The organism is Pectobacterium sp. HCp5_1 (assembly GCF_032905925.1).
Taxonomy (GTDB): domain Bacteria; phylum Pseudomonadota; class Gammaproteobacteria; order Enterobacterales; family Enterobacteriaceae; genus Pectobacterium; species Pectobacterium brasiliense_A.
Window position 1 is genome coordinate 13,797 of the sequence record NZ_JAUMIO010000020.1, and the last position, 25,801, is coordinate 39,597.

General features: G+C 58.4%; 6 protein-coding genes. 1 reads left to right on the forward strand and 5 read right to left on the reverse strand.

The annotated features are described in order from the left end of the window. Positions 1-49: 49 nt before the first annotated feature. From Q3A88_RS14400 to Q3A88_RS14410, 3 genes are read right to left on the reverse strand one after another with little or no spacing between them, the layout of a single operon-like run. On the reverse strand, positions 50-424 hold the full coding sequence (locus Q3A88_RS14400; RefSeq protein ID WP_317178156.1) for a hypothetical protein: 375 nt from the start codon (positions 422-424) through the stop codon (positions 50-52). Further along, positions 424-17,727, reverse strand: coding sequence for a hemagglutinin repeat-containing protein (locus tag Q3A88_RS14405; RefSeq protein WP_317178157.1), 17,304 nt, complete (start codon positions 17,725-17,727; stop codon positions 424-426). The genes Q3A88_RS14400 and Q3A88_RS14405 overlap by 1 nt, the downstream gene beginning before the upstream one ends. A 46-nt stretch (positions 17,728-17,773) precedes the next feature. Beyond that, positions 17,774-19,438, reverse strand: a complete 1,665-nt coding sequence (locus Q3A88_RS14410) for a ShlB/FhaC/HecB family hemolysin secretion/activation protein (protein WP_317178158.1) — start codon at positions 19,436-19,438, stop codon at positions 17,774-17,776. 335 nt (positions 19,439-19,773) lie between these two features. On the opposite strand from Q3A88_RS14410, the gene Q3A88_RS14415 reads away from it, so the two are divergent. Continuing rightward, on the forward strand, positions 19,774-20,439 hold the full coding sequence (locus Q3A88_RS14415) for a GntR family transcriptional regulator (RefSeq protein WP_317178159.1): 666 nt from the start codon (positions 19,774-19,776) through the stop codon (positions 20,437-20,439). A gap of 20 nt (positions 20,440-20,459) precedes the next feature. Here the strand turns inward: Q3A88_RS14415 and Q3A88_RS14420 are convergent, their stop codons facing one another. Next, positions 20,460-20,882: a type III secretion system chaperone gene (locus tag Q3A88_RS14420; RefSeq protein ID WP_317178160.1), complete on the reverse strand. Its 423-nt coding sequence runs from the start codon at positions 20,880-20,882 to the stop codon at positions 20,460-20,462. 35 nt (positions 20,883-20,917) lie between these two features. Continuing rightward, positions 20,918-25,801, reverse strand: coding sequence for an AvrE-family type 3 secretion system effector (locus tag Q3A88_RS14425; protein WP_317178161.1), 4,884 nt, complete (start codon positions 25,799-25,801; stop codon positions 20,918-20,920).

Genomic DNA, 25,801 nt, shown 5'->3' on the forward strand with positions numbered 1-25,801 from the left:
TAGGGGCCGGGATTTTTACGATTACTTTTATTGAGTCAGGTAAATTCTATTACTGCCCAAAATTTTTCCACGATAGTGCGTGCTTTTTTGATTCAGTATGGAGACAACTTTCAACTTCTTTCCACACAGACTCATTTTCATCGGTAGCTGTAACTAAAGATTCAATAAGACCAGTTGCTACCGCCGTTGCCAAATCATCATTATCTGACACCATTCCGGTTTCGATGTGCTGGAAAAAAATTGATTTGTCTGACTGCTCTAATGAGGCTAATTGGCTCACTAGCGCTTTACCTACTAGCGAAAATAATAAAATTGTCGGCGGAGGATCTGGGTACCAATATTCGACACTCTTATTTACTTCATTTTTTATATATTCCGACTTCTGAGTAAAGATACTCAGATACTCATTAACATGCTTATCCATCACTTCTTACCCTTAAGAGCATTTTGCATATCTTTCAGAACGTTTTCCGCCGCAGCTCTATCACTTGAAGAGGCCTGAGGATTTTTATTCAACCAATCTTGAAGAGCCTTGGAGTATGTTTGCGCTTTTTCAACATGCCCCCTTCCGCCAACTTTTTCGCCCGTAGCTAATTCATAGCGAACAGCATCCGCGGTACTTCCACTACCAACTTTGGCATTTGGCCTATATAAATCATTGATTATGTTTTTAAGATTATCATCCTTAACATTGGGCTTTTCCATTGATGCACGTAACGAATCCACATATTGCTCATACTGTGATCTACTTTTAGGATCTGATGAAGAGTCACTATTACGGGCATTCTCTTCATCCTGAGGCTCCCAACCGCCCGGCGTACCTGAACCTGTACCGCCCAGTTCCGCTTTTTGCTCGTTAGTCAGATCCTTACCTAAATTCGGATTGGAAGCATTTTCAGAACCGTATTTATCCTGAAGCGAGTTCAGATACTTCACGGTGATCTCATCATTGCCCATCATTTCTAGGGTAACAAGATGATCCAGCTCGTCAGAGGTCATCTTATCAGCAACATCCTTGATGGCCGCTCCGGCAAGACCAGCTATTCCGGCTTTAGCACCTATCTCCAGTAACTGCTCTGCAACCTTAGTCCGGCACGGTGAGAGAGCGGCACAACCGCGCGCAACCAGCGACAGCGAGTTATTCTCCACCGCATTACGCCCGGACTGCGCGCCGCTGGCGGCGGAAGCGGTGCTGTTGCTTGCCAGACCGGATACCAGCCCGGAGGCCAGCGTGGAAAGCGCGCTGACCGACTGCTTTTCCTCTTCCGTCAGGTCGTTCGCCGTCTTGCCGGGGTATTGATCAGCCATAATCGCACGGGCGGCCAGTTCGCCGCTGGAGGCACCAATCGCCCCTGCTGCCGCATCCTGCCCCGACAGCTGCGCGACTACTGCACCCACCACCGCGTGCGCCATCGCGTTGGCCGCGATATCCGACGCCGTGATTTTGCTTTCGTCCTTCGGTAGCGTGACGTCTTTCACCAGTTGCGCCAGATACGGTGATGCACCGCTGGCAATCGCTTTCTGAATGTCCCCGCCCGCCAGGGCCTGAATTGCCGCCGTGGCCGCCTGTGCCGCACGCTGGAAATCACTCCCTGTGCCGTATTTCTGCATCTCGGCTTTATAGGTCGGCGATTCCGTCAGCGCCTTTTTATAGACTTCCCATTCCTGCACCGAATCACCGTCCTGCGGACGCTTGACTTTGGCGTCGCCCTTGGCTTCCGCCGCTTTCTGCGCTTTCAGCTCGCCTTCCGTGCGCACGATATCCATCACCTGCGCGCCGATTTCGCCAATCAGCTGCGCCTGTTTCAGGCGTTTCTGCTCTTTCTCTTTGTTAAAGATCGGGCTGAGCGCGTTGTTCGCGTGCTCAACGTCACGGCTCAGCGTAGCGATATCCTGCACCTGCTTCGCCGTATCCCGCAACAACAAGGTGCCATCGCTCACCGCCGCATAGGTGGTGCTGGCGGCACTGCCGCTATTACCCAGCGACATCAGCGCCGACGGGACCGTCATCGCCAGCGTCGAGAGCATACTGCCACTCATAGAGGGGCTCGCGCTGAGGCCGATGCCACTGTGCTCCACCTTGAACTCGGCTTTGTTGTTGAGCCCGCTCCAGCCGAGCGTCCCCGTTTCCAGCCGGTTTTTCTCTGCGCTGGCAGTGGAGCCAATTACCGCAGCGTCAAGCTGGGTATGTTCACCGGTTTTTATACCAAATCCGTCTTTACCGGCAAAGAACCCGGTCTGCTGCTGCACGCTGTCATAGTTGCTGTGGATCTTGTCCTTGCTGGCGCTGAGGTAACCACTGCCACTCATCGATCCCCAGGTGAAGCTGCCGCCGGCGGCCACGCTGGTCTGTTTGGAATCATAGCGGTCGCTGTCCTGCTGACTTTGCAGCAGCAGGTTACGCCCGGCGTCAACATCGATGCGCCCGCCGTTCACCTGCGCGCCAGTCAGCCGCGTGTCGCGCTCGCTTTTCAGCGTGACGTGGTTGCCCGCATCCACCGTGGTTTCTGACCAGGTGTTGCCCGTGCCGGTTTCTCGCCCTTTCGCCGCATTAACGTTGGCGAAAATGCTGAGCCCCGCGCTCCCGTTGCTTAAGCCCAGGCTGATGCCGATATTCCCGCCGCTGCTGCTGTTTTTACCGCTGATATCCTCGCTGTTACGCGCCGAGAGCAGGTGGATATCCTGCGCCGCGTTCATCAGGACATCGCCGCCCGCCTTAAGCTGGCTGCCCGCGACCGTGATATCCCCGGTGCGCGATTCAATGCCAATATCCCCCGCCGCATTGAGCGTCGAGCCAAAGCTCTGCTTCTGCTCGCTGGTCTGGCTGGAGCGTGAGTTTTGTGCCCCGAGAGAAATACTGACGCCAACAAAAGACGCTTCCCCTTTGTTGTTCAGCTCGGACTGGCTGCCCTGATAGGCCTGATACCCCGCCAGCCCGGCCTTCATACCCTGAAGCAGCGCCAGCCGGCCATCGCTTTCACTTTTCGCCGCCTGAAGGCTCTGCACCGCGCTGTTGAGCGCCGAGCCCACCACTCCGGACAGCGCCACGGTCAGACCCGCGGTTTTCTGCTGAAACTCCTGCTGCTGTTTACGCGTGTCATAGCCCGGATCGATTGTGACATTGTTGCCTTGCAGGAAGATGTCTTTTCCGGCCACCATATCGGTGCCGCTGATCGTGACATCGTTCCCGGCCTTCACCGTCACCGAGTCGGTCGTACTGCCGAGGGTGCTGATGCTCTGGCTTTGTGTCGCGGCCTGATCGCGCAGTTTCTGGCTCGTCGAGGTTGAACCGATGGTAAAGCCAATGCCGCCGCCGCTAAACAGCCCGCTTTTTTTCTTGCTGTGCTCTTCATAGTTCTGGTAGTTCTCGACGCTGGCAGCGGTGTTGACATCATTATTCGCCAGCAGCGAGACCTGTTTGTCACCGACCACGGAGGAGCCTTGCAGGTTGATATCCTGATTGGCCGCCATCGTGACACTGTCACCCGACAACAGACTGCCTTTCTCATTGGTTTGCAACGTTTCCTGCAGCGTATGCGTCACCGTCTTCGAGAAGGCTTTTTTCTTGACCTTCGTTTCTTCAAAGAAGGTGTGCTGCGTTTCGGTGGCCGACAGCAGGTTGATGTCGTTACCCGCCTGTACCGTCACCGCGCCGCTCGCCACGCCCTGTGCCGCCTGCAGATTGATATCTCTGCCCGCCTGCAGGTTCAGACCTTTTCCAGCCGTCAGCTCAGTACTCTGCTGGGTGATGTTTTGCTGCCAGTCGGCGTGACGGTTCCACCAGTTGCCGCTGTAGGTTTCTTCGGTTTCAGACAGCAGATTCAGGTCACGTCCGGCCGCCAGTGTCGCATTGCCTTTGGCGTTCAGGCTGGCTGCTTCGGACAGCACATCCCGTCCCGCCACCAGATTCAGATCGCCGCCGGTCAGGAGCTGGCTGTTTGCCACGTCCTGCGTGCGACGCTGCGCGGTGCTGCCGCCCTGATACAGCGTCTCTTTCAGCGTGTCCTGCGCCGTCAGGCGAATATCGTTACCCGCTGCCAGCGACAGCGCCGTGCCGCCGGAAAGCGCGCTGGCATCAATCTGAATATCCTGCCCCGCGACGGCTTTCAGCGCACCGCCCGCCGTGACGGTACTGCCTGAAACAGAGGTATTCAGCGCGGTGCTGCTGCCCCAGCCGATATCGACACGGTTGTTGGTCAGCGTCAGCGCCTCCATCGCCACATTGCCTTTGGCGTTCAGTGCCATGTCCTGCCCGGCGTTGAGCGTGGCCGCCACGTTGCGGATATCCTTGCCCGCGCTGAGCGTCAGGCTGTTGCCCGCGACGATTTCGGCGGTTTTGCCCAGTTCGGTGAAGACCAGCGAGCCGGTGCCGCTGCGCGATGAGGTCGGCTGCGCGGTCTGGAAGTTGCGGCTTTCGGTGCGGTTGATGATATCGCCGTTGATGCTGGCGAGCTGCAGCGTGCTGCCTTCAATCCGGCTGCCGCTGTTGGTGATGTTGTTGAGCGCCACCAGATTCAGGCCGCCGTCTGACTTGATCAGGCCGCCTTCGTGGTTATCAATCCTGTCGCCGCTGGCGATTGCCAGCACGTCGACCGCCCTGAGCGTACCGCTGTTGGTGACGCTGCCGCCGGCGTTCAGTTCAACCTTGTTCGCGACAATCGCGCTGCCCTGCAGGTTACTTTTATCCGCCTGCGCCAGATACAGCTTCGGTGCCAGTACGGTCTGCCCGTTGACCTCGATATTTTCCCACCAGACCAGGCTCTGGCTGAGGTTCGCGACCTGATCCGGCGTCAGGCTGACGCCCAGTTGCAGGTTCATGCCTTTCTGCGCTGCCGCCGCGTTATCCAGCAGCATTTGCATCTGTGCCAAATCGGAGCCGGTGCCGTTCAGGTAACGCTGTCCGCTCTGTTTTAATACCGCCTGGCTGATGTAGCGGGTATCAAACTCCGCATCCCCGAGGAAGCGGTAATCGTGATCCGCATCCAGATTCAGCTTGTCCAGCAGATAGGACGAGCCCAGCACCCGGTCGGCCTGCGTCCACTGCGAGCGCGTCTCAACCGGCACCACCGTTGACGGCTGTTGCCCCAGCAGCGTCTGCAGATCGCTGAACAGCGCATTGTCGACCTGTCCCAGCTGTTCCAGTTTCGGGTTGGTGTGGATCAGGTAGCGGCTGTCGGCATTTGGATCGACAACCAGCAGCCCGTTATTGCCGGTCGGCAGCGGGTACTCGGCAAGCGGGTTGGTGCTCAGGTTTTGCAGGCCGTTGCCGATGGCGCTCAGCAGGTCTGCGGCAGAAAGCAGTGGTGGCGCAGAAGGCGTCGCCCCGCCCGGCGGGGTGTCTGCACTGACCGTCGGCTTCGGTGCATCAATCGCGGCCATGCCCGGTGTGGTCAATGTGGCGGGAGTACCTACCGTGCCTGCTATCGTTACACCCGTTGCGGTGTTGTCCACGTTAACCGGCGTCAGGCTCTTGCCCGCATCAGGCCGTTGACCCGTCGACGACAGCGCAACGGCATCAGGGTTGCTGACGTGGCCGGAGGTTGAAGGTTGTAACACCACTGTATCACCGGTGTTCAGCGTCAGCGGCCCTGTAGTATTCGGTGCCGTAATCGTCGCCGTGATGTTGTCCGCCTGCGCGCCGGTTTGCAGCGCAGTGCCAGACTGTGGCGTCAGCGTGACCGCATCAGGATTACTGACGTGGCCGGAAGCAGAAGGCGATAACACCACTGCGTCACCGGTGTTGAGCGTCAGCGGCCCGGCAGTATTCGGCGCCGCGATGGCCGTGGTGATGTTGGCCGCCTGCGCGCCGGTTTGCAATGCGGTGCCAGACTGCTGGGTCAGCGTGACAGTTTTGCCCGTCGCCGCCACGCCTGCGGCATTGCCCGCCAGCGTCGCCGGTCCGCTTCCTGCTTGGGTGACGTCGACCGCCCCGGCATTAAACGACGAATCCTGACTGACCAGTTGGCGCGTGGTCTGTTTCTGCAATGGCGACAGCGTGGTGATGGCATCCAGCACCGGTTTGGTGGTCGCTGGCATAAACCCGCCGCTGCCCGGCTGCAACGTGGTATTGCTGATGTCTTGTTTAATGTCGGCGGTAATGGTGCCGCCCGCCTGAATTAACGCGTTATAGCTTTCACCAACGGTTTTTTCATAGGTTGGGGTGCCATCTAGCGTATATGTTATATAACGATCTCTGGGGTAAATATACATCCCCCCATAATCCATCCATTCTTCTCCCTCTTTTATAGATATAATAGGACTATATCCCTTATAACTATAAGTTAGATACTCATTAACCTCTCCCGTTTGATAGGATTTATTATCTAGCACACTACCTTTTAATAAAATATTTCCATTTGCATTAATAGTTGAAATAACATTACTAAAATAGTCAGACCTTATAGAAACCCCTTCTCCAGATGAAATAACGGCTTGCCTGTTTAAAATCTCATTATTAAATTTCACACCTTTAGAGTTAACAAGAAACTTCTTCAAAGAGTAGTCTCTATATGGTGCAAAATAATAAGTATCTACATACCATGATGATTCATCAGCATTACCAGGAAAATATTCACTGCTAACGTAGTATCCGATTTTTGTTTGGTCTATGTTATAGACATCAATATATTCTAAAATAGAAGTTCCACCGACACCGCTAGGTAAATCAACGGGTCTTGATTCACTCTCCGTCACCACCAACCCTTCGCGCTGATTGGTCAGCGTACCGGTATTTATTGTGATATCCCCAGACTGCGTTTCAATAGTGCCGGAGCTGTTGAGCAGCGAGGTACTGGCATTGCCCTGCGCATCGCGCTGCACCCACAGATTATTGCCCGCCAGAATGGTGCCGAACACGTTGGTCAGCGAGTCCGACAGCAGGCGCATATTGCCGCCCGCATACAGCATGCTGCTGTTGTGTAACACGCCGCCGGCCTGCACCAGCAGGTCACCCGTGGTACCAATCAGTCCTTTATTATTCAGCGTGTTATCAGTGACCAGCGTCAGATTGCCACCCGCCTGAATGCTGCCCGCCTCTGCCTGTACAATGTCTTTGGCGCTGAGGCGCGATTCGCCGCCGCCCGCAAGAATATTGCCCTGATGGGTCAGCGTGCCAGTACTGGTCAGTTGGACCGATTGCCCCTGCAGGGTGCCGCGCTGGTCGAGGTCACCCGCCACGTTCAGCGTCAGCTGTTTCCCGGCAGCCATGCTTTGGGTGAAGGTCAGCGGCCCGGTAATGTCGGCGCTCAGGTTACCCAGCGCCACCAGCTGTCCGTCCTGCTGCATCTCCTGCGTTTTCAGGCGCAGGTCCTGCGCGCTGTAGAGCTTCGCCCCTTGCCGGTTAATCAGCCGCTGCGTCTGCAGCGCCAGCTGTGTCAGCCCCAGCAGCGTGCCGTGGTTGTCGAGTTCATCGGCGATAATCTCCAGTTCACCGGCCTGCACCAGCCCGTTATTCACCCACCGCGGAATTTTCAGCGTCAGTTTATCCTGCGCCATCAGGTTGCCCTGCTGGGTCAGCTGTGTGGTGTTCACCACCAGTCCGCGCCCCTGTAGCCAGCCGAGGTTGTCGACTGCCGCCGAGTTCAGCGTGGTGGTGCCATCGGACAACAGCTGCCCGCCCTGCTGGTTGACGATGCGGTCTGTTGCGTCCAGTTGCAATGCCGCGATGCCCTGCACCGTGCCGCCGTTTTCCAGCGTCTTGCCCGTCAGCGTGGTGGTGGCCGCTTTGATGTCGCCCTGATTGTCCAGCGCCGTTGCCTGCACGCTCAGCGTGCCGTCGCTGCTTAAACGCGACTGCGAGGCATGGGTAAACTGACCGGTGACGGTGGCGTTAAGCGCGCGGTCGCCGCGCAGGGAGCCGTGATTGTCGAGCGTCTCCGCGCCCAGCGTCAGGGTGTTGCCCTGCACTTGCCCGCGGTTGGTAATGTCATGTGCCGTCAGACTCAGGTCACCGCCGCTGACCAGCTGGCTGCCCTGAGCGCCCTGATACGAGCCGCTCAGCTGCAGCGTCCCGCGCTGTACGCCCAGCAGATTGCCCTGCTGTTCAAGGTCACGGGCGGTCAGGTGTAATTCATCCGACTGCCACAGCCCCTGATTGCGCAGCACGCCGGTCGTCAGTTCGCCCGTGCCGCCGCTCAGCAATCGCCCCGTAGTCAGGTTATCCACGCGTTCAGTGAGATTCAGCGTAAAGCCGCCAACGCCCGTCAGCGTGCCGCCGTTTTCCAGCGTCGTGCCGGTTAACGACACCGTGCCCTGCGAGAACAGTTCGCCCTGATTGTTGAGTGCGTCGCCGCTGAGCGACAGGCGGTTCAGCCCCGCCACCGTGCCGCTATTGCGGAACGTGTCACCGTCCAGCGTCAGCGTGCCCGCCTGCCATAAACCAGCGTTGTCCGTCTGTTTGGCATTCAGTGTCGCGACGCCTTTGCTGAGCAGCTGACTGCTTTTATTGCCGACATAGCGCAGCACGTCGAGCAGACGTAGCGCGTCGGTACCCTGAATGCGACCCTGATTGTCGATTTCACCCGCGCGCAGTTGCAGGTCGTTGGCCTGCAGCGTACCGGCATTGCGCAGCGAACCGCTGTCGAGGCGGCCTGCGCCGTTGGTCAGCAGTTCCGCTCCGGCGCGGTTAATCAGTTCATCACGGTTGGTGACCGTCAGACCATTGCTGCCCAGCACGCGCCCGCTGTTATCCAGCGCGGTGGTGGTCAGGTGCAGCGTACCCGCGGCTATCTCACCGCTCTGGCTCAGACGGTCAGCCGTGATAACAGCCTCGCCGTCGCTCAGCAGACGTGACTGTGCATTCCCCTGATAGGTGCCCGGCAACTCAAGACGCAGTCCGTCCTGACCGAGCAGCGAGCCGCCGTTTGTCAGGTCGTTTGCGGACAGTTCCAGCGTCTTGCCCTGCCAGAACCCGTCGTTACTGACACTGCCTGCCTGCGCCTGCAGGGCCCCGTTGGTCAGCAGTTGGCCGGTGCTGCCAACCGTCAGGCCGTCACGCAGCTCTAGCGTGATACCGCGCTCACCGATAACCGTGCCAGCGTTACTGAACGTCCCCCCGTTTAGCGCCAGCGCCCGGCTTTCCCAGCGTCCGCTATTGCGCAGTTGATTGCCGCGCAGCGTCAGGATGTCGGCAGTATGCAACAGACCTGCGCCCTGATAATCGCCGTTGAGCGTCAGCGCCCCGTCGGCCATCACGTTGCCTGTGTTGTTTATCGCACCGCTGTCGAGCGTCAGCGTACCCACGCCGGACACGGTGCCCTGATTGTCGAGCTGGCTGGCGCTCAGCCAGCTGTCGCCGCCGGAGAGCAGCGTCCCCTGATTGGTTAACCGGCTGGCGGGGTTGGTACGGTCCAGCATAACGGCTAACCCGTTATCCCCCTGTATCCGCCCGCGGTTGGTCAGTTGCTGTGCTTCAAACGTCAGGCGGTCTGCCTGCACGTCACCGTCGTTTTCCACCGTCGCCGCACGCAATACCGCGACGCCCTGCGACAAGAGTTTCGCGTTTTGCTGATTCGTCAGGCCGTTGGCGGCGCTCAGCGACAACCCATCAATACCAAAAATCTGTCCGCTGTTAGTCAGCTCGCTGGCCTGCAGCGTGATGTCGCCCGCCTGCCACTGGCCGCCGTTATTGTCGACCCGATCCGCCGTCAGCGTGCTGCTGCCCTGACTCAGCCATTTCCCCTGATTGCGGGCCGTCCCCGTAATCGCCAGCGTCAGCGCATCCACGCCCAGCATTTTTCCGTGGTTATCCAGCGTCTGCGCGTCCACCGTCAGCGCGCGGGCTTCCAGCGTCCCCTGTTGGTCGATATCGTTCGCAACGATACCCAATGTGGTGCTGCCGCTGATTAAACCGCGGTTATCCAGTGCATTACGCAGATCGACTTGCAGATCGGCCGAGCCCAGCACCTGCCCGTGGTTGAGCACATCCTGCGCGGTAATATCGATGCGCTGGCTGATGAGGTCACCGGTGTTCGTCAAGCCACCATCGAGCGTTAACTGCAGGCTGCGGGTGCCGTTCAGCTGTCCGCCGTTGGTCATGTCGCGGGCAGTAATAGCGAGCGCCTGGCTGTTCAGCGCGCCCTGATTATCCAGATGATTGCCAAGCTGCAGCGTCAGTCCGTTCACCCCCGTCAGGGTGCCGTGGTTGACGACGTCATTGGCCCTGAGCGTCAGCGCATTGCTGCTGATGTCACGCGTGTTATTCAGCGTTCCGTTCAGGTTCAGAGACAGGCTGTCCACGCCCGTCATCGTGCCGCGGTTGGTCAGGTCATTCGCGTTCAGCGCCAGCGCCGCCCCGTACAGCGTGCCGGTATTGGTGAGGCTGTCACCGACTGTCAGTTCGAGATAGTCAAGGCCGTTGATTTTCCCGCTGTTGTTCAGCCTGCCGGCCTGCGCGGTCAGGTGATAGCTGCTCAGCGTGCCCTGATTGGTTAAGGCGTCATCCAGCGTCAGTTGCAGACCGTCAACGCCGGTCATCTCACCCGCGTTGGTCAGCGTGCGGGCTGCAATATCGGCGTTCTTACTCCACAGTGTGCCCTGATTGGTGACGTCGCCGTTTGCCAGCGTCAGCGTCAGTGACTGGTCGCCCTGAATATGACCGGTGTTGGTCAGTTGCTGCGCGTCGAGCGTCAGGTTGTCCGCCTGCCATTCACCCTCGTTGCTTGCCTCGGCCGCGTTCAGCACCGCCTGGCCCTGTGTGAGCAGCTTGCCGGTTTTCGCATTGTCCAGACGGTTTTTCGCCGTCAGCGACAGTGCCGACAGCCCCAGCAGTTGGCCGGCATTCCCGACGTCATCGGCCGTCAGCGCCAGCGTGTTGCCCTGCCAGCGCCCGTCGTTCATGACCGTGCCCGCCTGTGCCTGCAGAGCCCCGTTGGTCAGCAGCTGGCCGGTGTCGCCGACCATCAGGCCATCACGCAGTTCCAGCGTGATACTACGCTCACCGATAACCGTGCCAGTGTTGCTGAACGAACCGCCGTTCAGCGTCAGCGCCCGGCTTTCCCAGCGTCCGCTGTTGTTCAGCTGATTGCCGCGCAGCGTCAGGGTGTCGGCGGTATGCAACAGGCCTGCGCCCTGATAGTCACCATTGAGCGACAGCGCCCCGTCGGCAATCACAGTGCCCGCGTTGTTTATCGCACCGCTGTCGAACGTCAGCGTACCCACGCCGGACACGGTGCCCTGATTATCGAGCAGGCTGGCGCTCAGCCAGCCGTCGCCGCCGGAGAGCAGTGTGCCCTGATTGGTTAACTGGCTGGCGGGGTTGGCGCGATCCAGCGTAACGGCTAACCCGTGGTCACCCTGCATCCGCCCTCGGTTGGTCAGTTGCTGGGCGTCAAACGTCAGGCGGTCTGCCTGCGCGTCGCCGTCGTTTGTCACGCTCGCGGCGCGTAAAACCGCAATACCCTGCGACAGGAGTTTCCCGTTTTGCTGATTCGTCAGGCCGTTGGTGGCGCTCAGCGACAACGCATTGAGACCAAAAATCTGTCCGCGGTTAGTCAGCTCACTGGCCTGCAGCGTGATGTCACTCGCCTGCCACTGCCCGTGATTGTCAACCCGATCCGCCGTCAGCGTGCTGGCGCCCTGACTCAGCCATTTCCCCTGATTGCGCGCCGTCCCCGTAATCGCCAGCGTCAGCGCATCGACGCCCAGCATCTTGCCGTGGTTATCCAGCGCCTGCGCGTCCACCGTCAGCGCCCGCGCTTCCAGCGTCCCCTGCTGGTCGATATGGTTCGCAACGATACCCAACGCGGTGCTGCCGCTGATAAGCCCGCGGTTATCCAGTTTATTACGCAGATCGACTTGCAGATTGTCTGAGCCCAGCACCTGCCCGTGGTTGAGCACGTCCTGCGCAGTGATGCCCATACGCTGGCTGGTGAGGTCTCCGGTGTTGGTTAGGGTGCCGTCCAGCGACAGTTTCAGGTCGCGTGTGCCGTTAAGCTGTCCGCCGTTGGTCACATCGCGGGCGGCAATGGCGAGCGCCTGGCTGTTCAGCGCACCCTGATTATCCAGATGATTGCCGAGCTCCAGCGTCAGCCCGTTCACGCCCGTCAGGGTACCGCGGTTGAATACGTCATTGGCCCTGAGCGTCAGCGCATTACTGCTGATGTCACGGGTATTATTCAGCGTTCCGTTCAGCCCCAGGGACAGACTGTTGACACCGGTGATCGCACCGCTATTGGTCAGATCGTTCGCGTTCAGCGCCAGCGCCGCCCCGTACAGCGTGCCGGTATTGGTGAGGCTGTCACCGACTGTCAGTTCGAGCCGGTCAAGGCCGTTGATTTTCCCGCTATTGACCAGTTTGTTGGCCTGCGCGGTCAGGTGATAGCTGCTCAGCGTGCCCTGATTGGTTAAGGCGTCATCCAGCGTCAGTTGCAGACCGTTCACGCCGGTCATCTCACCCGCGTTGGTCAGCGTGCGGGCAGCAATCGTGGCGAGCTTGCTCCACAGTGTGCCCTGATTAGTGACGTCGCCGTTTGCCAGCGTCATCTTCAGTGACTGGTCGCCCTGAAGGTGCCCGCGGTTAATCAGGTTCTGCGCGTCGAGCGTCAGGCTGTCTGCCTGCCATTCACCGTCATTGATCGCCTCGGCCGCGTTCAGCACTGCCAGCCCCTGAGTGAGCAGTTGGCCGGTTTTCGCATTGTCCAGACGGTTTTTCGCCGTCAGCGTCAGCGCCGACAGTCCCAACAGCTGGCCGGCATTCCCGACGTCATCGGCCGTCAGCGTCAGCGTCTTCGCCTGCCATTGTCCGTTGTTTTCCAGTCGGCTGGCGGTCAGCGTGCTGTCGCCCTGACTCAGCCACTTCCCGCTGTTGCGCGCCGTGGTGTTAATCGCCAGCGTCAGCGCATCCACGCCCAGCATCGTGCCCTGATTGTCCAGTGCGTTCGCCTGCACCTGCAGCTGGCGGCTTTCCAGTGAACCCAACTGCTCGACCTGACCTGCCTCAAGCTGTACCCGCTGGCTGCCGCTGATAAGACCGCGGTTGCGCACCGTCTCCTGCAGCGTCAGGTGCAGCGTATCACCGGAGAGTTCCCCCTGATTGAACAGGTCAGTCGCCGACAGCCCCAGCGTCGCCCCATAGATCTGCCCCTGATTGGTCAGGCTATCGGCAAAGGTCAGTTGCAGTGCGTCAACCCCGGCAATCTCACCGCTGTTAAACAGGCTAGCGGCCGTGATGTCGGTGCGCTGCCCCAGCAGCGTGCCCTGATTATCCAGCGTGAGTCCTTTCGCTTGAATGGCATTCGCCTGCCAGCGCCCGCGGTTGGTGAGCGTGGTGCCGGACCAGTCCAGCAGCCCGTCAGTCTGCAGCGACCCGCGGCCCTGATAATGGCCCGCCAGTGACAGCCCAGTGACGGCCACGATATCGCCATCATTCGCCACCGTCTCACCGATAAAGGTTGCCGTACCGTTGCTGGCGAGGGAGCCCTGATTGGCCAACTGCGTGGCGCGTAACTGCGTGTCGCCTCCGGAGACCAGCGTGCCGCGGTTGTCCAGCACACCGTCGGTTGCTCCGCCGCTCTGGCGTGAGGATGGCGCGTTGAGTTGCTGGATATCTGCCGCCAGCGACAGCACCATCGGCAGGAATGAACGTTGATGAGGGGCACCCGCAGGCTCTACGGCGATGTCCAGATTACCTTCGGTCTGAACCCGTCCCGTATTGCTAAAATGGGCGGTTTGCAGCGACAGGTTATCTGCCCGCCACTCGCCGTGGTTCGCCGCCTGCGCAGCCTGTAACACCGCCGCGCCCTGCGTCAGCAGTGTACCGGTTTGCTGGTTGGTCAGCCCGTGCTGTGCGGTGATGGACAGCGCGTCAATTCCCAGCAGTTGTCCGGCATTCACGATATCGTCGGCCTGCAGCGTCAGACTCCCCGCCTGCATCAGGCCGCTATTGTCCACCTGCTGGGCGGCAACCGAACCGTTGCCCTGCGTCAGCACACTACCACTGTTCGTGACCGTGCCCACGATGGCGAGTGTCAGCGCATCCACGCCCAGTATCTTGCCCTGATTGGCCAGCGAGGCGGCGTCCAGCGTGACGGTTTTTCCTTCCAGCGTGCCGCGCTGTTTGACGTCACCGGCTGTCACCGCCACAGACTGGCTGCCGCTGATGACGCCCGTGTTATCCAGCAGCCCGGTGGTGTTCAGTTGCAGGGTGTTGATGCCCTGCATGTCGCCGCGGTTATTCACCTCCGCCGCCGCAACCGACAGGCTGTCGCTGCGCAACGTGCCGATATTATTCAGGCTGTCGCCGAGCGACAGCGTTAGCGCAGCGACACCGGTGATGTCACCGTGGTTTGTCAGTTGATCCAGAGACAGCGCGACCGTGTTCCCCAGCACCGTGCCCTGATTGGTCAAGTGCTTCCCTTGCAGAGACAGCGCCCGGCTTTCCCAGTGCCCGCCGTTAACCAGCGTGTCGCCGTGCAGCGTCAGTGTGCCCGCCGTGTTCAGCAGGCCACGGCCCTGATAGTCGCCGCGCAGCGACAGCCCCGTCGCCGCCACCACTCGGCCGTCGTTAATCAGCGACGTTCCAGTCAGCGCAGTGTTACCCAGACTGGAGAGCGTGCCCTGATTCTCCATCAACCGCGCGAACAGCGTGGCGTCCCCACCCGTCGTCATCGTGCCGCGGTTGATTAACGTCCCTTTGCCGTCTGTCGCTGGCAGCGTCAGGGATAAGGCATCATCGCCCTGGATCTGGCCGTCATTGGTGAGATTATTCGCCGTCAGCGTCAGCGCTTTCGCCTGCCACTCTCCGGAATTCACCCCCTCCGCCGCCGTCAGCACCGCAGCGCCCTGAGACAGCAGCTTGCCCGCCTGCTGGTTGGTGAGCCGATTGGCCACCGTCAGCGCCAGTGAGGACACACCAAAGATTTTCCCCGCGTTATCGAGTTCATCGACCTGCAGCGTGACGTTTTTCGCCTGCAAGGTGCCCTGATTATCAAACCGTTTGGTCGTCGTGGTGCTGTCACCGTCACTCAGCAGTGTTCCCTGATTAGTCAGATTGCCGGTTATCGCCAGCGTCAGCGCGTCGGTGCCGTGAAGCGTGCCCTGATTGGTCAGTTGTGCCGCCTCGGCCCGGAGCTGGTTGCCCTGCAGTGTGCTGGAGTTAGTCAGGTTGCCGCTCAGGAAGAGCGACAGGTTATTGATACCGCTGACCGTGCCGCGGTTGTCGAAAGACGCGCCGTCTGTCGTCAGGGTTAGCGCCTGCAGCGAGCCCCGGTTCTCGGTCTTCGCCGCCTGAAGGCGCAGTGCCTCTCCACTGAGCCAGTCGCCGCTATTGGTAAAGGTATCGGCGACGGTCAGGTTCACCGCCCCCCGCGCCTGTGCCTGTCCGCTGCTGGTGAGGGTACTGGCCTGGAGGGTCAGGGTATTGCCCTGCAACGCCCCGGCCTGGCTGACGACATCGCTGTGAATGGTCCAGTTGCCTGCCGTCAACAGGCTGCCGCGGTTGTCCAGTTGCCCGGCGGTAATCTGTCCGTCACCGGTAATACTGGTTTTGCCCGTATTGAGCCAGCGTTCGGCATTCAACAGGAACTGCTGCGCCTGAATGTCGCCATCGGTCTCCGCCTGTCCCGCGTTTATCGTCAGGCCGGTGCCCGCCAGCAGCATGCCGTTGGCGGATTGCGTCAGTGAACGCGTGGCGTCCAGCTGCAGCGCGTTGTCGGCCTGGAGCGTCCCCTGATTGGCGAGCGTGCCGGTGTGCAACTGTAAGTCAGGGGCGGTGAGCGTGCCGTCATTGCTGAGACGGTCGGCGGTTATCTGCAGGGTGTTGCCCGCCTGCATCAGGCTGCGGTTATCCAGTGAATCACCCAGCGTCAGCGCCAGTTTTTCACCTGCGCTGAGCGTGCCGCGGTTCACCAGACTGCCGCCGTGCAGCGCCAGCATCTGCCGGGCGTTGATAACGCCGTGGTTCTCTGTCGTTTGGCTGGTCAGGTCAAGTGCGTTTGCGGTCACCTCGCCCTGACTGGTGAACTGGTTAGCCTGTGCGGTCAGCGTGTCGGCCTGCAGCGTCCCGCCGTTGGTGATGCTGCCGGCCAGCAAAAACAGCTGATTATCAGTCAGAATGTTGCCCTGATTGTTCAGCGCCGTCTGCAGCTCAAGTTTCACCTCGTGCCGGGCGCTGAGCAATCCGCTGTTATCCAGGCGCTGCGCGTTAACCGTCAACCGCTCGGCCGCCGCTAATGTGCCGCGGTTCGTTATGTCACCGCCGCTGAACGTCAGTGCCTGCAACGCAGCGATATCGCCCTGGTTATCCAGCACATCCAGCGTCAGCGTGAGGGTTTTCCCTGCCAGCGTGCCGTGCTGCATCAGACGCCCACCGTCAACGGTCAGCACATTACCGGCCGTCAGGTTCCCCTGCCAGTCGCCCTGCTGCGTGACGCGCACTGTGGCATTGTTTTTCGCCTGAAGCTGGGCGCTGCTGGCACCGTTAAGGGTCTTTGCTTCCAGTCGCACATCTTCAGCGCCCGCGCTACCCGCCAGCGACACCGCGTCGCCGCGCACATCGAGCGCCGACTCCGCTTTGATGCCGCTTTTCGCATCCTGCTGCAGCGACTGACCCGCCCCGACCGTCACCTTGCCCGCGGCAAGCCGGGTATTGCTAAGCGTGACGCCGTCACCTTTGAGAGAGAGTTGATTGGCGGCGTTGACCGTGCCCTGCGCATCGACACCGGCGCTGATGACGCTGTTTTGTGCGTTCAGCGTCCCGTCAGACCGGAGAGCGATATCCTTCCCGGCCCGCAGCGTGGCGTCCTGCAGCGTAATGTCCTGCTTCGCGGTTAGCGTCAGGGCTTCACCCGCCTGCTGCTTGCCCCGCAGCGCCAGCGCGTCCGCATCCGCCTGAATAGTGCCTTTCGCCACCGCATCGCCGAGGCTGAGCTTGCCGTTGGCCGACAGCGTGATATCGCCGCTGCGCGCGCTCAGATTGCCGACGTTAACGCCCACGCCTTTATCGCTGGAAACCAGCTTGATGCGGTTGGTGTACATCCCGCCGAGTGCGCCCGTATCCAACGCGACTTTTACATGACTGCCAGCCACATCGCTGTCCGCCGCCTGCGCGGTGACCGTACCATTGGCATCGACCTGATTGGCACCGAGCACAATCCGGGTATCGTTAGCATTCAGCCCGGCATCAATCTGCGCGGTACGGGCAATCAGGCTGAGGTAGTCACTCTTGCTCGCATCCAGCCCCTGCCCGGTCAGCGTGATATCGCCACGCTTCACGTCGATATGCTGCAGGTTCCCCTGCGCGTCCAGCTGTGGTTTACCGGTGGTCAGCGTCACCTGCGGGGCGTTGATAAAGCCGCAGCCGTCGCAGGTAATGCCGTTGGGGTTGGCAACAATCACGCTGGCCTGCTTGCCGCCCACTTCCAGGTAGCCCGCCAGCGTACTGCGGTTGCTGGACACCACTTCGTTGATGATGGCGTCGGCAGCCTTGCCTTTCAGGTTAGGGTTGTTCTGGATCAGCCCGCCGAGCTGGGTGGGATTGAGCTGTTCTGTGCCGTTATTCAGGATCAGACCGGGCTTGTCGACGTTAAAATCGTGGTACTGGTTGTGGGAGATCCCCGCGCTGTTTGGCGTGGCGATATTGATGACCGGGACGCCGTTGCCGGCCTGATCCAGCGCGGTATTGCCCGTCGCGACCTGCACGCCCGCCGCCATCGCCGGCAGCAGCGGCTGAAATGCAATCAGGTGGATCAGCGTATACGCCAGCAGGCGCTGTGTGGTTTTTATTGGTTTCATCCCTGAACCCCGGTCTCAACGATTAACAACGAAAAATGAAAAGTAGTTAAAAAGACAGCCCAACGCGGTAATACACCACGGCACTATCCGGTTTTAGCCAGTCAGGATGTGCCAATGGCCAGCCAACCGTGATTTGTTGTGATAGATATTGATTCGCGACACCAGCCCCTACCGCCGCGCCCCACAGCGTACCCGCCGATTCGCTTTCGGCCTGATGTGAAGAGAGATGCCCGCCGTCCACCGCCGCCGTCAGGGTGACGCTGCCCAACAGCGGCAGCTGCGCCGCCCGCCAGTTGAGTTCGTTGCGCCAGTAACCACCGCGATTGCCTGAGATATACTGTTCCTTGAAACCCCGTACGGAGGTTTCCCCGCCCAGCGTGACCTGTTCGCTGCCATACAGGCGCTGCGGTGAGTACTGGCCGTAGAGGTTGGTGAGGTAATGGAGGTTGTCTGCGATCGGGTAGTAATAACTGGCCGCCAGCGTTACCTTGTTGAACTCAGCGCGGAACGCATCGTCAGATTTACCTTCATCGCTTTCTGCACCGAACCAGCGCGTTCCCCGGCTATAAGCCGGATTCAGCGTCGCCAGCCCGCCCCACAGTTTCTGGCTATGATTGATGCCAATAATCGCACTGCTGAGTTTACGGCTGCTGATTTGCAGTAATACATCGTTCAGGTAGTTCTTTCCGATACGGTGCGACAGGCCCGCCGAGAGGCTCGTTTTCATGTCACCATTACGGAACACCACGCGTGACAGCGTGGCGCGGTGCGTCTGGCTGTCGCCGGTTGAATGCCAGAGAAAATCCCGGTTGATGAAGTCATTGCGATAGCGGCTTTGCGAGTAGTCATAGCTGAGCGTCCAGTAACCATAGGGCAACGACACGCCCGCCTGTAAGCTCTCGACATTGCGGCTATCGCGAAACTCGCTGCTGTGCCCGCCGTTGACAAACCACTGGTCGGCCAGCCCCAGCACGTTATCCGCCCACAGACCGCCGCTTAGCTGCCGCTCTCCGGTGCTTTTCTGCCCGCTATTATCAAAACCGATGTTTGCCGTCAGCGGAATCTGTTTCTTACTGGTCAGGTTGACGATGGAATAGCCGGGCTGGCTGCCAGGCTGAATTTCGATGCTCACCTGCTGCGTCGGCATGCGGTTGAGCTGTTCCATGCCCTGTTCGATATCCCGGAGATTGAGAATTTTGCCTTCCAGCCCTGGGAAAACCAGTTTTAATGCCCACGTTGATTGGTTATTAAGATTAATAGATTCGAGGCGACCTTCCAGAATATCAATCTGCAATACGCCGCCAGAAAGATCTTGCTCAGCAATAAAGGCTCGACTGGTGATATAACCCTGTTCGATATACCAATTACTGACGTCATGAATCAGCTGATTTATATCATTAACATTAAGACAACGATTAATATAATCTTTATTTAACCTATTTTTATCTTTTTCACGCAGCAGGGAGCTATTGTGATAAGTAATATCCTTAATGAAAAAGCAGTGCCCGGCATCGCTTCTGCTATTGGGATTTATCGTCGTTTGAGGTTGATTTAATTGTAATAAGGCATCGCGCTGCTGCCGAGACTGGTCGATCACTTCGGCCTGCCGCTGCTGAATGTCATTTCGGTCTGCCGGATTAAGCGACGCGGAAAATACGGTATAAGAAAATAGCGCAGGCATGATAAAAATCAGCCTGAAAAAACCACGCATGGTTTCATCCCTGATAATAATTTTTTCGGCATAGTAGAACCGTTAATTACCAAGCTCAATATGTCAGGTAATATATAATTTTATGACAATGGGTTTGCGTTAAGTCGCGATAAAATACTTCCTTAACCAATAATTTTAGGTTGGTTACGCCTTGTCATACCCTACTGCGTATTTCATGACCTTTTCTTGTCGATTCTTCACCCATGCGATCTCTCCTCCCCGTAGCCTCGTTGATGCATCATATTGTATATTAACGCCTCATCGCCGCGGGTCGTTGCGGTGCGAACTCATGTTTATCTCATCACGTTGCGCAGCGCTTCTCTCTGGGGGGAACAGTGAATTATCCAATTGGGCAGATCAATCACAGCTATCTGGGTTCCAGCGTTTATACCATGCTGCGTGAGGCGTTAATTACCGGCCAACTCAAACCGGACGATCGCCTGAGAATACGGGAACTCGCCGCACAGGTGGGCACCAGCGTCACGCCGGTGCGAGATGCGATCCTGCAACTGGCGAAAGAACAGGCGCTGGTGCTCAAGACGCCGCGCGATATCCGCGTCCCTCAATTGACCGAGGCCCAGTTTATCGAGATCCGCACATTGCGGCTGGCGCTGGAAGGCACGGGAGCCGAGCAGGCTGCTGCGCACATTACGCCGAAGATGCTGGAGCAGATTGAAGAGAATATTCGCCAGAATCGTCTGGCGATTGACGAGAAAAATCTACGCGAAGCGCTGCGGTTAAATAGCGAATTTCACCTGTTTCTGGCGCAGGCGGCGCGTATGCCGCTGCTGACGCAGTTTATCGGTAGCTTGTGGATGCGCACCGGCCCGCTGATTGCACAGGTCTATGCGCATTTTTCCGTGCAAATGGCGATCGAACATCACGAAGAGGTCTTCGCGGCGCTACAGCAGCGCGATGCCAGCGCCGCTCGACAGGCCATCCAATCCGATATTCTGGACGGCAGTGAAACGATGCTGGCCTTTATTGCCATCGATCAATAGCATGACGTGGCTCAACCGCGCTACGCCGCCATGAGTCGTGGCAACAAGCCGCGAATCAGCAGTCGGGTTTCTTTTGCCTGACTGATAAATGCGGGCAGCAGCGCGGTAAAGCTGGGTTCATCGAGCGATTCAGCGGTGTGCTGAGTGCACAAACGCAGCGTCGCATTCTCATCCAGCGCCAGCCAGCAGCCTTTCATCGCCGCCATTTCAAAGTTAAGCATCAGCATGAACTGATACACCGCCGTGCTAACCTCCCCCTGAAATCGCATCACATCGCTGTGTAATAGCAGTATGCCGCTGCTGGCGGGGACTTCCAACACCACCGCCTCCTGACCGCCCGGTTCGCGTAGCGCACAGATGCCGTCCTGCAAGCCCAGTTGGGTACGGCTGAGCGCGCCGTAATGGCGTAATAGCCGAGTAATATGCTGTTGTGTGGGTGTCATTCTGTTCTCCTGTAATCACCGCATGATATTTACGATTAGCTGTTTAGCTGCAAGCCTTCCTGCTGGAGCTGCTGCAACGCGTTGGCGGTCGCGGGATTGGCTTTTGCAATCTCACCGCTCAGTTTGTAACTTTGCGGTACGGTTTGATCCTGCCCGTAGCTAAAGCTGACGTTACCGAGCAGTTTATTCATGCTAACGCCCGCGCTGCTTGACGCATTGATGATGACCGCTGGGGTATTGAACCCTTCGCTCTTCTTCACCGCCTTCGAGACTTCAATGCTGGCGAGACGCAAATTATTGCCGTCTTTAAATAGCGCGATGACGTCATCCTTGCCGTGCGTCTTGTTCTGAATGCCCTTCTCGATCTTTTCCCGCACATCGTCTTTCAGTTCCAACGAGACCGTCACCGACGCTCTGTCGTTATCCTGCAAGCGGCTCACGATATCCTTCAGCGCCGGATTGTCCGCGATCAGTTGATTGATGCGATCGGCATTACTTGGCGGCAGCGAAGAAAACAAATGATTACCGATCACCTGAAATAGCCCATTTTCCGTCAGTTTGCTGAGGTTGGTATAGGACGTCGTGTGTTTGACGCTATCCAGCGTTGCCCCGTCGCGCTGTGCAACATCCTGCTGCACGTTCAGCTTTTTCAAACTCATTAATCCCTGATGCTGATCGTCGGTTTTTGCCGGTTTATCCGCAAAATGCGCATTCAGGATGGCCAGTTGATCGCCCGGTTCCTCCATGCCTTTCACGCTGTCGATCAACAACTGACTGGCCGGATCGCTAAAGGCGGAAGCCAGCGTCTTGGTCACCGCTTCAATGTCTTTGTTCTCCAACGGTTCAGCCTTTTTCATGCCCAGACTAATTGACTGGTTAGTACGCGAATCGGTCGCCACATTCACCCCAACGCTGGCCGCAGTGAAGAACGGGACGGTACCCTCCGGTGTCGTTCTGGCCGCCCCGGCACTGAGAGTCGCGTTTGCCCCCACAGCAGCCTGATTCATGAAGCGCAGACGGTTGTCGGATTCCGTATAGGTGGTGGATTTCTCCCCTTGTGAAACGCTGGACGAACTGGTGCCAGACAACACGTTAGCGCTCGCCGTCACGCCAACCGATCCGCGCAGCGTCGCGCTGGTTGGCGCCGCACCTTTTTCCGTCAGGTTGATTCCGCCGCGCAGCTCCAGCGCCGCATTGCCATCCAGATTGAAGCTGACCGTTTTTCCCGCCTTCACGCTGTGCTGTTCCCCTTTATCCAGCAGGGCAAGTGGGTTGATCGTGCCGCTCGACAGGCCGTCAATAAAGCCGGGCAGTTCTTCTTCGCTGAGGGTAAAGTTCAAGGCATTTTGCTGCGCCATTTGCAGGCTGGCGGATACGCCGAAGGAGGCTCGAACGTCCGGTGTGAAGCTGTGTTTGCTGTTGATGTTTTGCGTCATCTGCGCCGACGTTTTTCCTGTCAGATACTGGCTGACGTCATACCCGCCGGAGTAACTCACTTTCCCGGTAATTCCGCCTGAACGCTCGAAGGCAACGTTGATGCCATTTTCACCGCGAGAAAAGCTCAGATTGTAATTGCGCTCGCCGCTGACGCCGCCGCCCGGCACCGGAGGGAAAGGTAATGGCGTGCCGCTGACCACAAACGACATAGATGCCCCGCCGCCATAGGTCCGGTTAAACGCGATGCTTTCGTTGCTGTCCAATGACAGGACGGTCGCCTTCATTTTATCGATCATGTCCGTCTGGTTGGCCGCCTGCATCACGGTTTTCGAGGTGACGCTGATGGCGTTGTCCTCTTTCCTGAACGCCTTCATAAAGGTTTTAACCGAATCGTAATCCGCCTCCAGCGACTTATGATTGGTGAACCCCATGTCGGTCATCTTCTTCACCGGGTTTTCGCCGTAATCTCCCTGTCGCAGCGCGTTAAGCTCCTTCATCATCGAGGCCAGTTCCGCCTCACCCGGCGACGTACCGGATAGCGTATCGATGCGATCGGTCAGCTTATGCAAGTCTCCCAGCACCAGGGTATCCAGTACCAGTCGCGTTTTTGCCAGTGACAGTGCATCGCTGGTATCTCGCTGCTGCCCAAATGACTCGCTATTCGGCTTTTGGGCTATCGGCGTTTTGCTGTCGACAAAGGCTTTGATCAACGTACCGGCCGTACTCGTTTTCGATGACGGATGATTTTCCATCGCCGCCAGCAGCACCGGGGCCAGATCTTTTTCTCTGCCATGCAGGCTGGCGGGCTTGCCTTCCGTGTTCATGACTCCGTTATCGTTCACTACGCCCTGTTGCCTGCCGATCAGCAGCGCCGCTTTGGCCGAGCTGCTTTCCAGTTCGGTATGGAACTGTTTTAGCAGGTTCACCAGCGGTTTCCCTTTTTCCCCCAGATCCAGCTTGTCTAGCTTACTTGCCAGATCCATCGCCGCGCCCTGCGGTTGACTCGTTGTGGCATCCAGCTTTTTCAGCAATTCGGTTTGCATGTCATAAACAGGCTTCAGGCCTTCACGTCCGCTGACCTGATGTTGCACATGGTCGGCAAAGGTTTTTAACGGCCGCGGCACGTCCAGGGTGAATGAGACCAGATGGGCTCGCAGCAGATCTGACAGTTTGCTTTTCACCTGCTGCGACTCTTCGCCCGTTTTACCGAGAACCTGAACATCGGCTTTAAATGTGACCCCGGTTAACGGTATTTTTCCCCCTTTGGTCGCCACATCCAGCCGACCAAACACCGTTTCTGCGGCACGTGGCTCAGCGGGTAACGGCGCTTCCCCTTTTGGTACCGTCGTTTTCCACGCGCTCCCTTGCAGGGTATGGAGTTCATGCTCGTCATGCGCTACCTGCACATGATGCTGCGCATTCGTGCCCAGTGAATTCACTTTGCCCTCTGCCGGCGTCTTCACCGGCTGCCAGTGCGCGCTGTCGTGATTCGCCGCATTTTGCCAGTCGGCTTTCGGCAGTTGGAAAAGCTGCCCGTCTTTATTCAGGGCAAAGAGCGTCTGCTGGTGATCCAGCGCGATGTCCTGTATCTCACCGGACAAGCCATTTTTAGGCAGCGCCAGCGGCGGCGCAGCGAGCTTATCTGTTCCCGGCTTGATTTGGTGGAAATGCAGATCGCCCTGCTTATCGACGGCAATAAATTTATTCCGGCTGATCACCGCCATCGCCGAGACGTCATCGTCCTTGGCAATTCCCGGGAGTGCGGTGCCCGCAGACGGCGTCATACGCACCTGCGGCAGCGTAAACACGGTATTGTCACCGTGCGTAAACGAGTCTGATTTCTGGTTAATGGACAGCGGCTTGATTTCACCGTCTTTTAGCGTGTAAGCCTGATTGTCCAGCCCGCGCTTGAGCTGGCTGGCCTCAACGCTGGATGCCTCCCAGCTTTTGGTATTGCCGTTGTAAAAATGAACTTTGCCTTCCTGTAGACCGACTTGCCCCAGTCGTCCCAGATCTAAGGTGTCTTTCGCCTCGGGTGCTGTCGTGCTCAGCCCCAGCTTATTATCCACCACCAGACTGTCGCTCAGGTTCCACCCCGGCATGGGGGACAACCCATTCAGCCCCAGAGGCGCGACGTGCTTTTGTCCCTGGCGATCGGTGGCGAGAGCCTGCGTCTGGCCGTGTTCATCGTGAGCAAATCCGGTAATACGATGGTCGTCACCCAGCACCGCATTCAGTTCCGGCGTGCTGACCGGGGTTAATGTGGCGTGCGACGCACCCGCCTCGGGCAGCGGTGCGTGGTAAAGTTTTCCGTCATTGTCGGCAATCAGCAGGTGTTCTGCGGTTAATCCCACTGCTTTCGCATACACCGGTTCGCCATTGTCCAGCTTGAGATCCACCGGCTGCGGCGCAGCATCCAACGTGCTCATCAGATGCAGTTGCGTAAGGTGATCCTGCTCGGTCAGCACGGCAGACTGCCCGTTTTGATTGGCGGAAAACGCCGTAATTTTATCGCTGAAGGCTGATGACTCCGTGCCTGACGACAAATTGCTCAGCGTGTGGTCGTCTTTGACCGCATACAGTTGACCATCGCCCTGCCGGGATAACTGGCTGTGGGCGATATCGCTGCTTTGCTGCCAGACGCCAAACTCGGTATTCAGTGCAAAGAGCTTGCCGTCATGAAGACGCAGTTGCTCGCCCGCGCCTGAAGCTGAATCGGGCTGTCGGTGGACACCGGTTAACAGCTCGTGGTTCATGCGTCCAGAGAGCGGCACGCTGGTAGATTCGCCCGAAGTTGCTGTCAGAGAAATACGTTCCGGCGTGGAGTCCAGCTGTACATTACTCGCGCTCAGCTTGCCCGCTGGCATCGCGCTGCGGCCGCTGCTGTGAAGCGCAATATGCTGATTGTCATCGCTTTGAATCACGAACAGCCGCCCTGATTTGTCAGCTAGCGCGTGCTGCTGTGCATCCTGATTTTCATGATGAGCCACGAACGGCTGGCTATTCTTCCCGATGGTCTGTTGTAACAGCGTGCTCAGCGCCTCCGGCAAGCCTTTGCCAAACTGAAGCTTACCGTGGCTGTCCAGCGCGATATCGGGTTTCGCGGCAGGTGTAGCGGTATGACTGCCATTTATTTTGATCTCAGCCGCTTCGGTGGAGGCAAAACGCGGCAGGCTCTGGATCGGCCCCCCCGATGCCAGCGAATCACGCGGCGCGCGCGCTACGCTCTGACTCACGCCTTCCGCTGAAAATAGTTCGCGCAAGGTCGTCGAGCGCGAGTCCTGACTCTTCACTGAACTGCCGCTTCCCTGCTCCAGTTCGGGCGGTTTGTTTTTATCATGTAAACCCTGCTGAATCAGGGATTGCGCGCCTTTTTGGCTCGCGCTGGTGCTACTGCCCTGCGATAGCGATGTGTTAGCTAGCGTAGCGGGCGCAATTTCCGACACGGATAGACCGGGCTGAACATGCTGGATTTTCTGCAT

Excerpts from the sequence above, each read along its gene's own strand:
- Q3A88_RS14410 (WP_317178158.1), bottom strand. The coding sequence starts at position 19,438 with ATGCGTGGTTTTTTCAGGCTGATTTTTATCATGCCTGCGCTATTTTCT.
- Q3A88_RS14400 (WP_317178156.1), bottom strand. The coding sequence starts at position 424 with ATGGATAAGCATGTTAATGAGTATCTGAGTATCTTTACTCAGAAGTCG.
- Q3A88_RS14420 (WP_317178160.1), bottom strand. The coding sequence starts at position 20,882 with ATGACACCCACACAACAGCATATTACTCGGCTATTACGCCATTACGGC.
- Q3A88_RS14425 (WP_317178161.1), bottom strand. The coding sequence starts at position 25,801 with ATGCAGAAAATCCAGCATGTTCAGCCCGGTCTATCCGTGTCGGAAATT.
- Q3A88_RS14405 (WP_317178157.1), bottom strand. The coding sequence starts at position 17,727 with ATGAAACCAATAAAAACCACACAGCGCCTGCTGGCGTATACGCTGATC.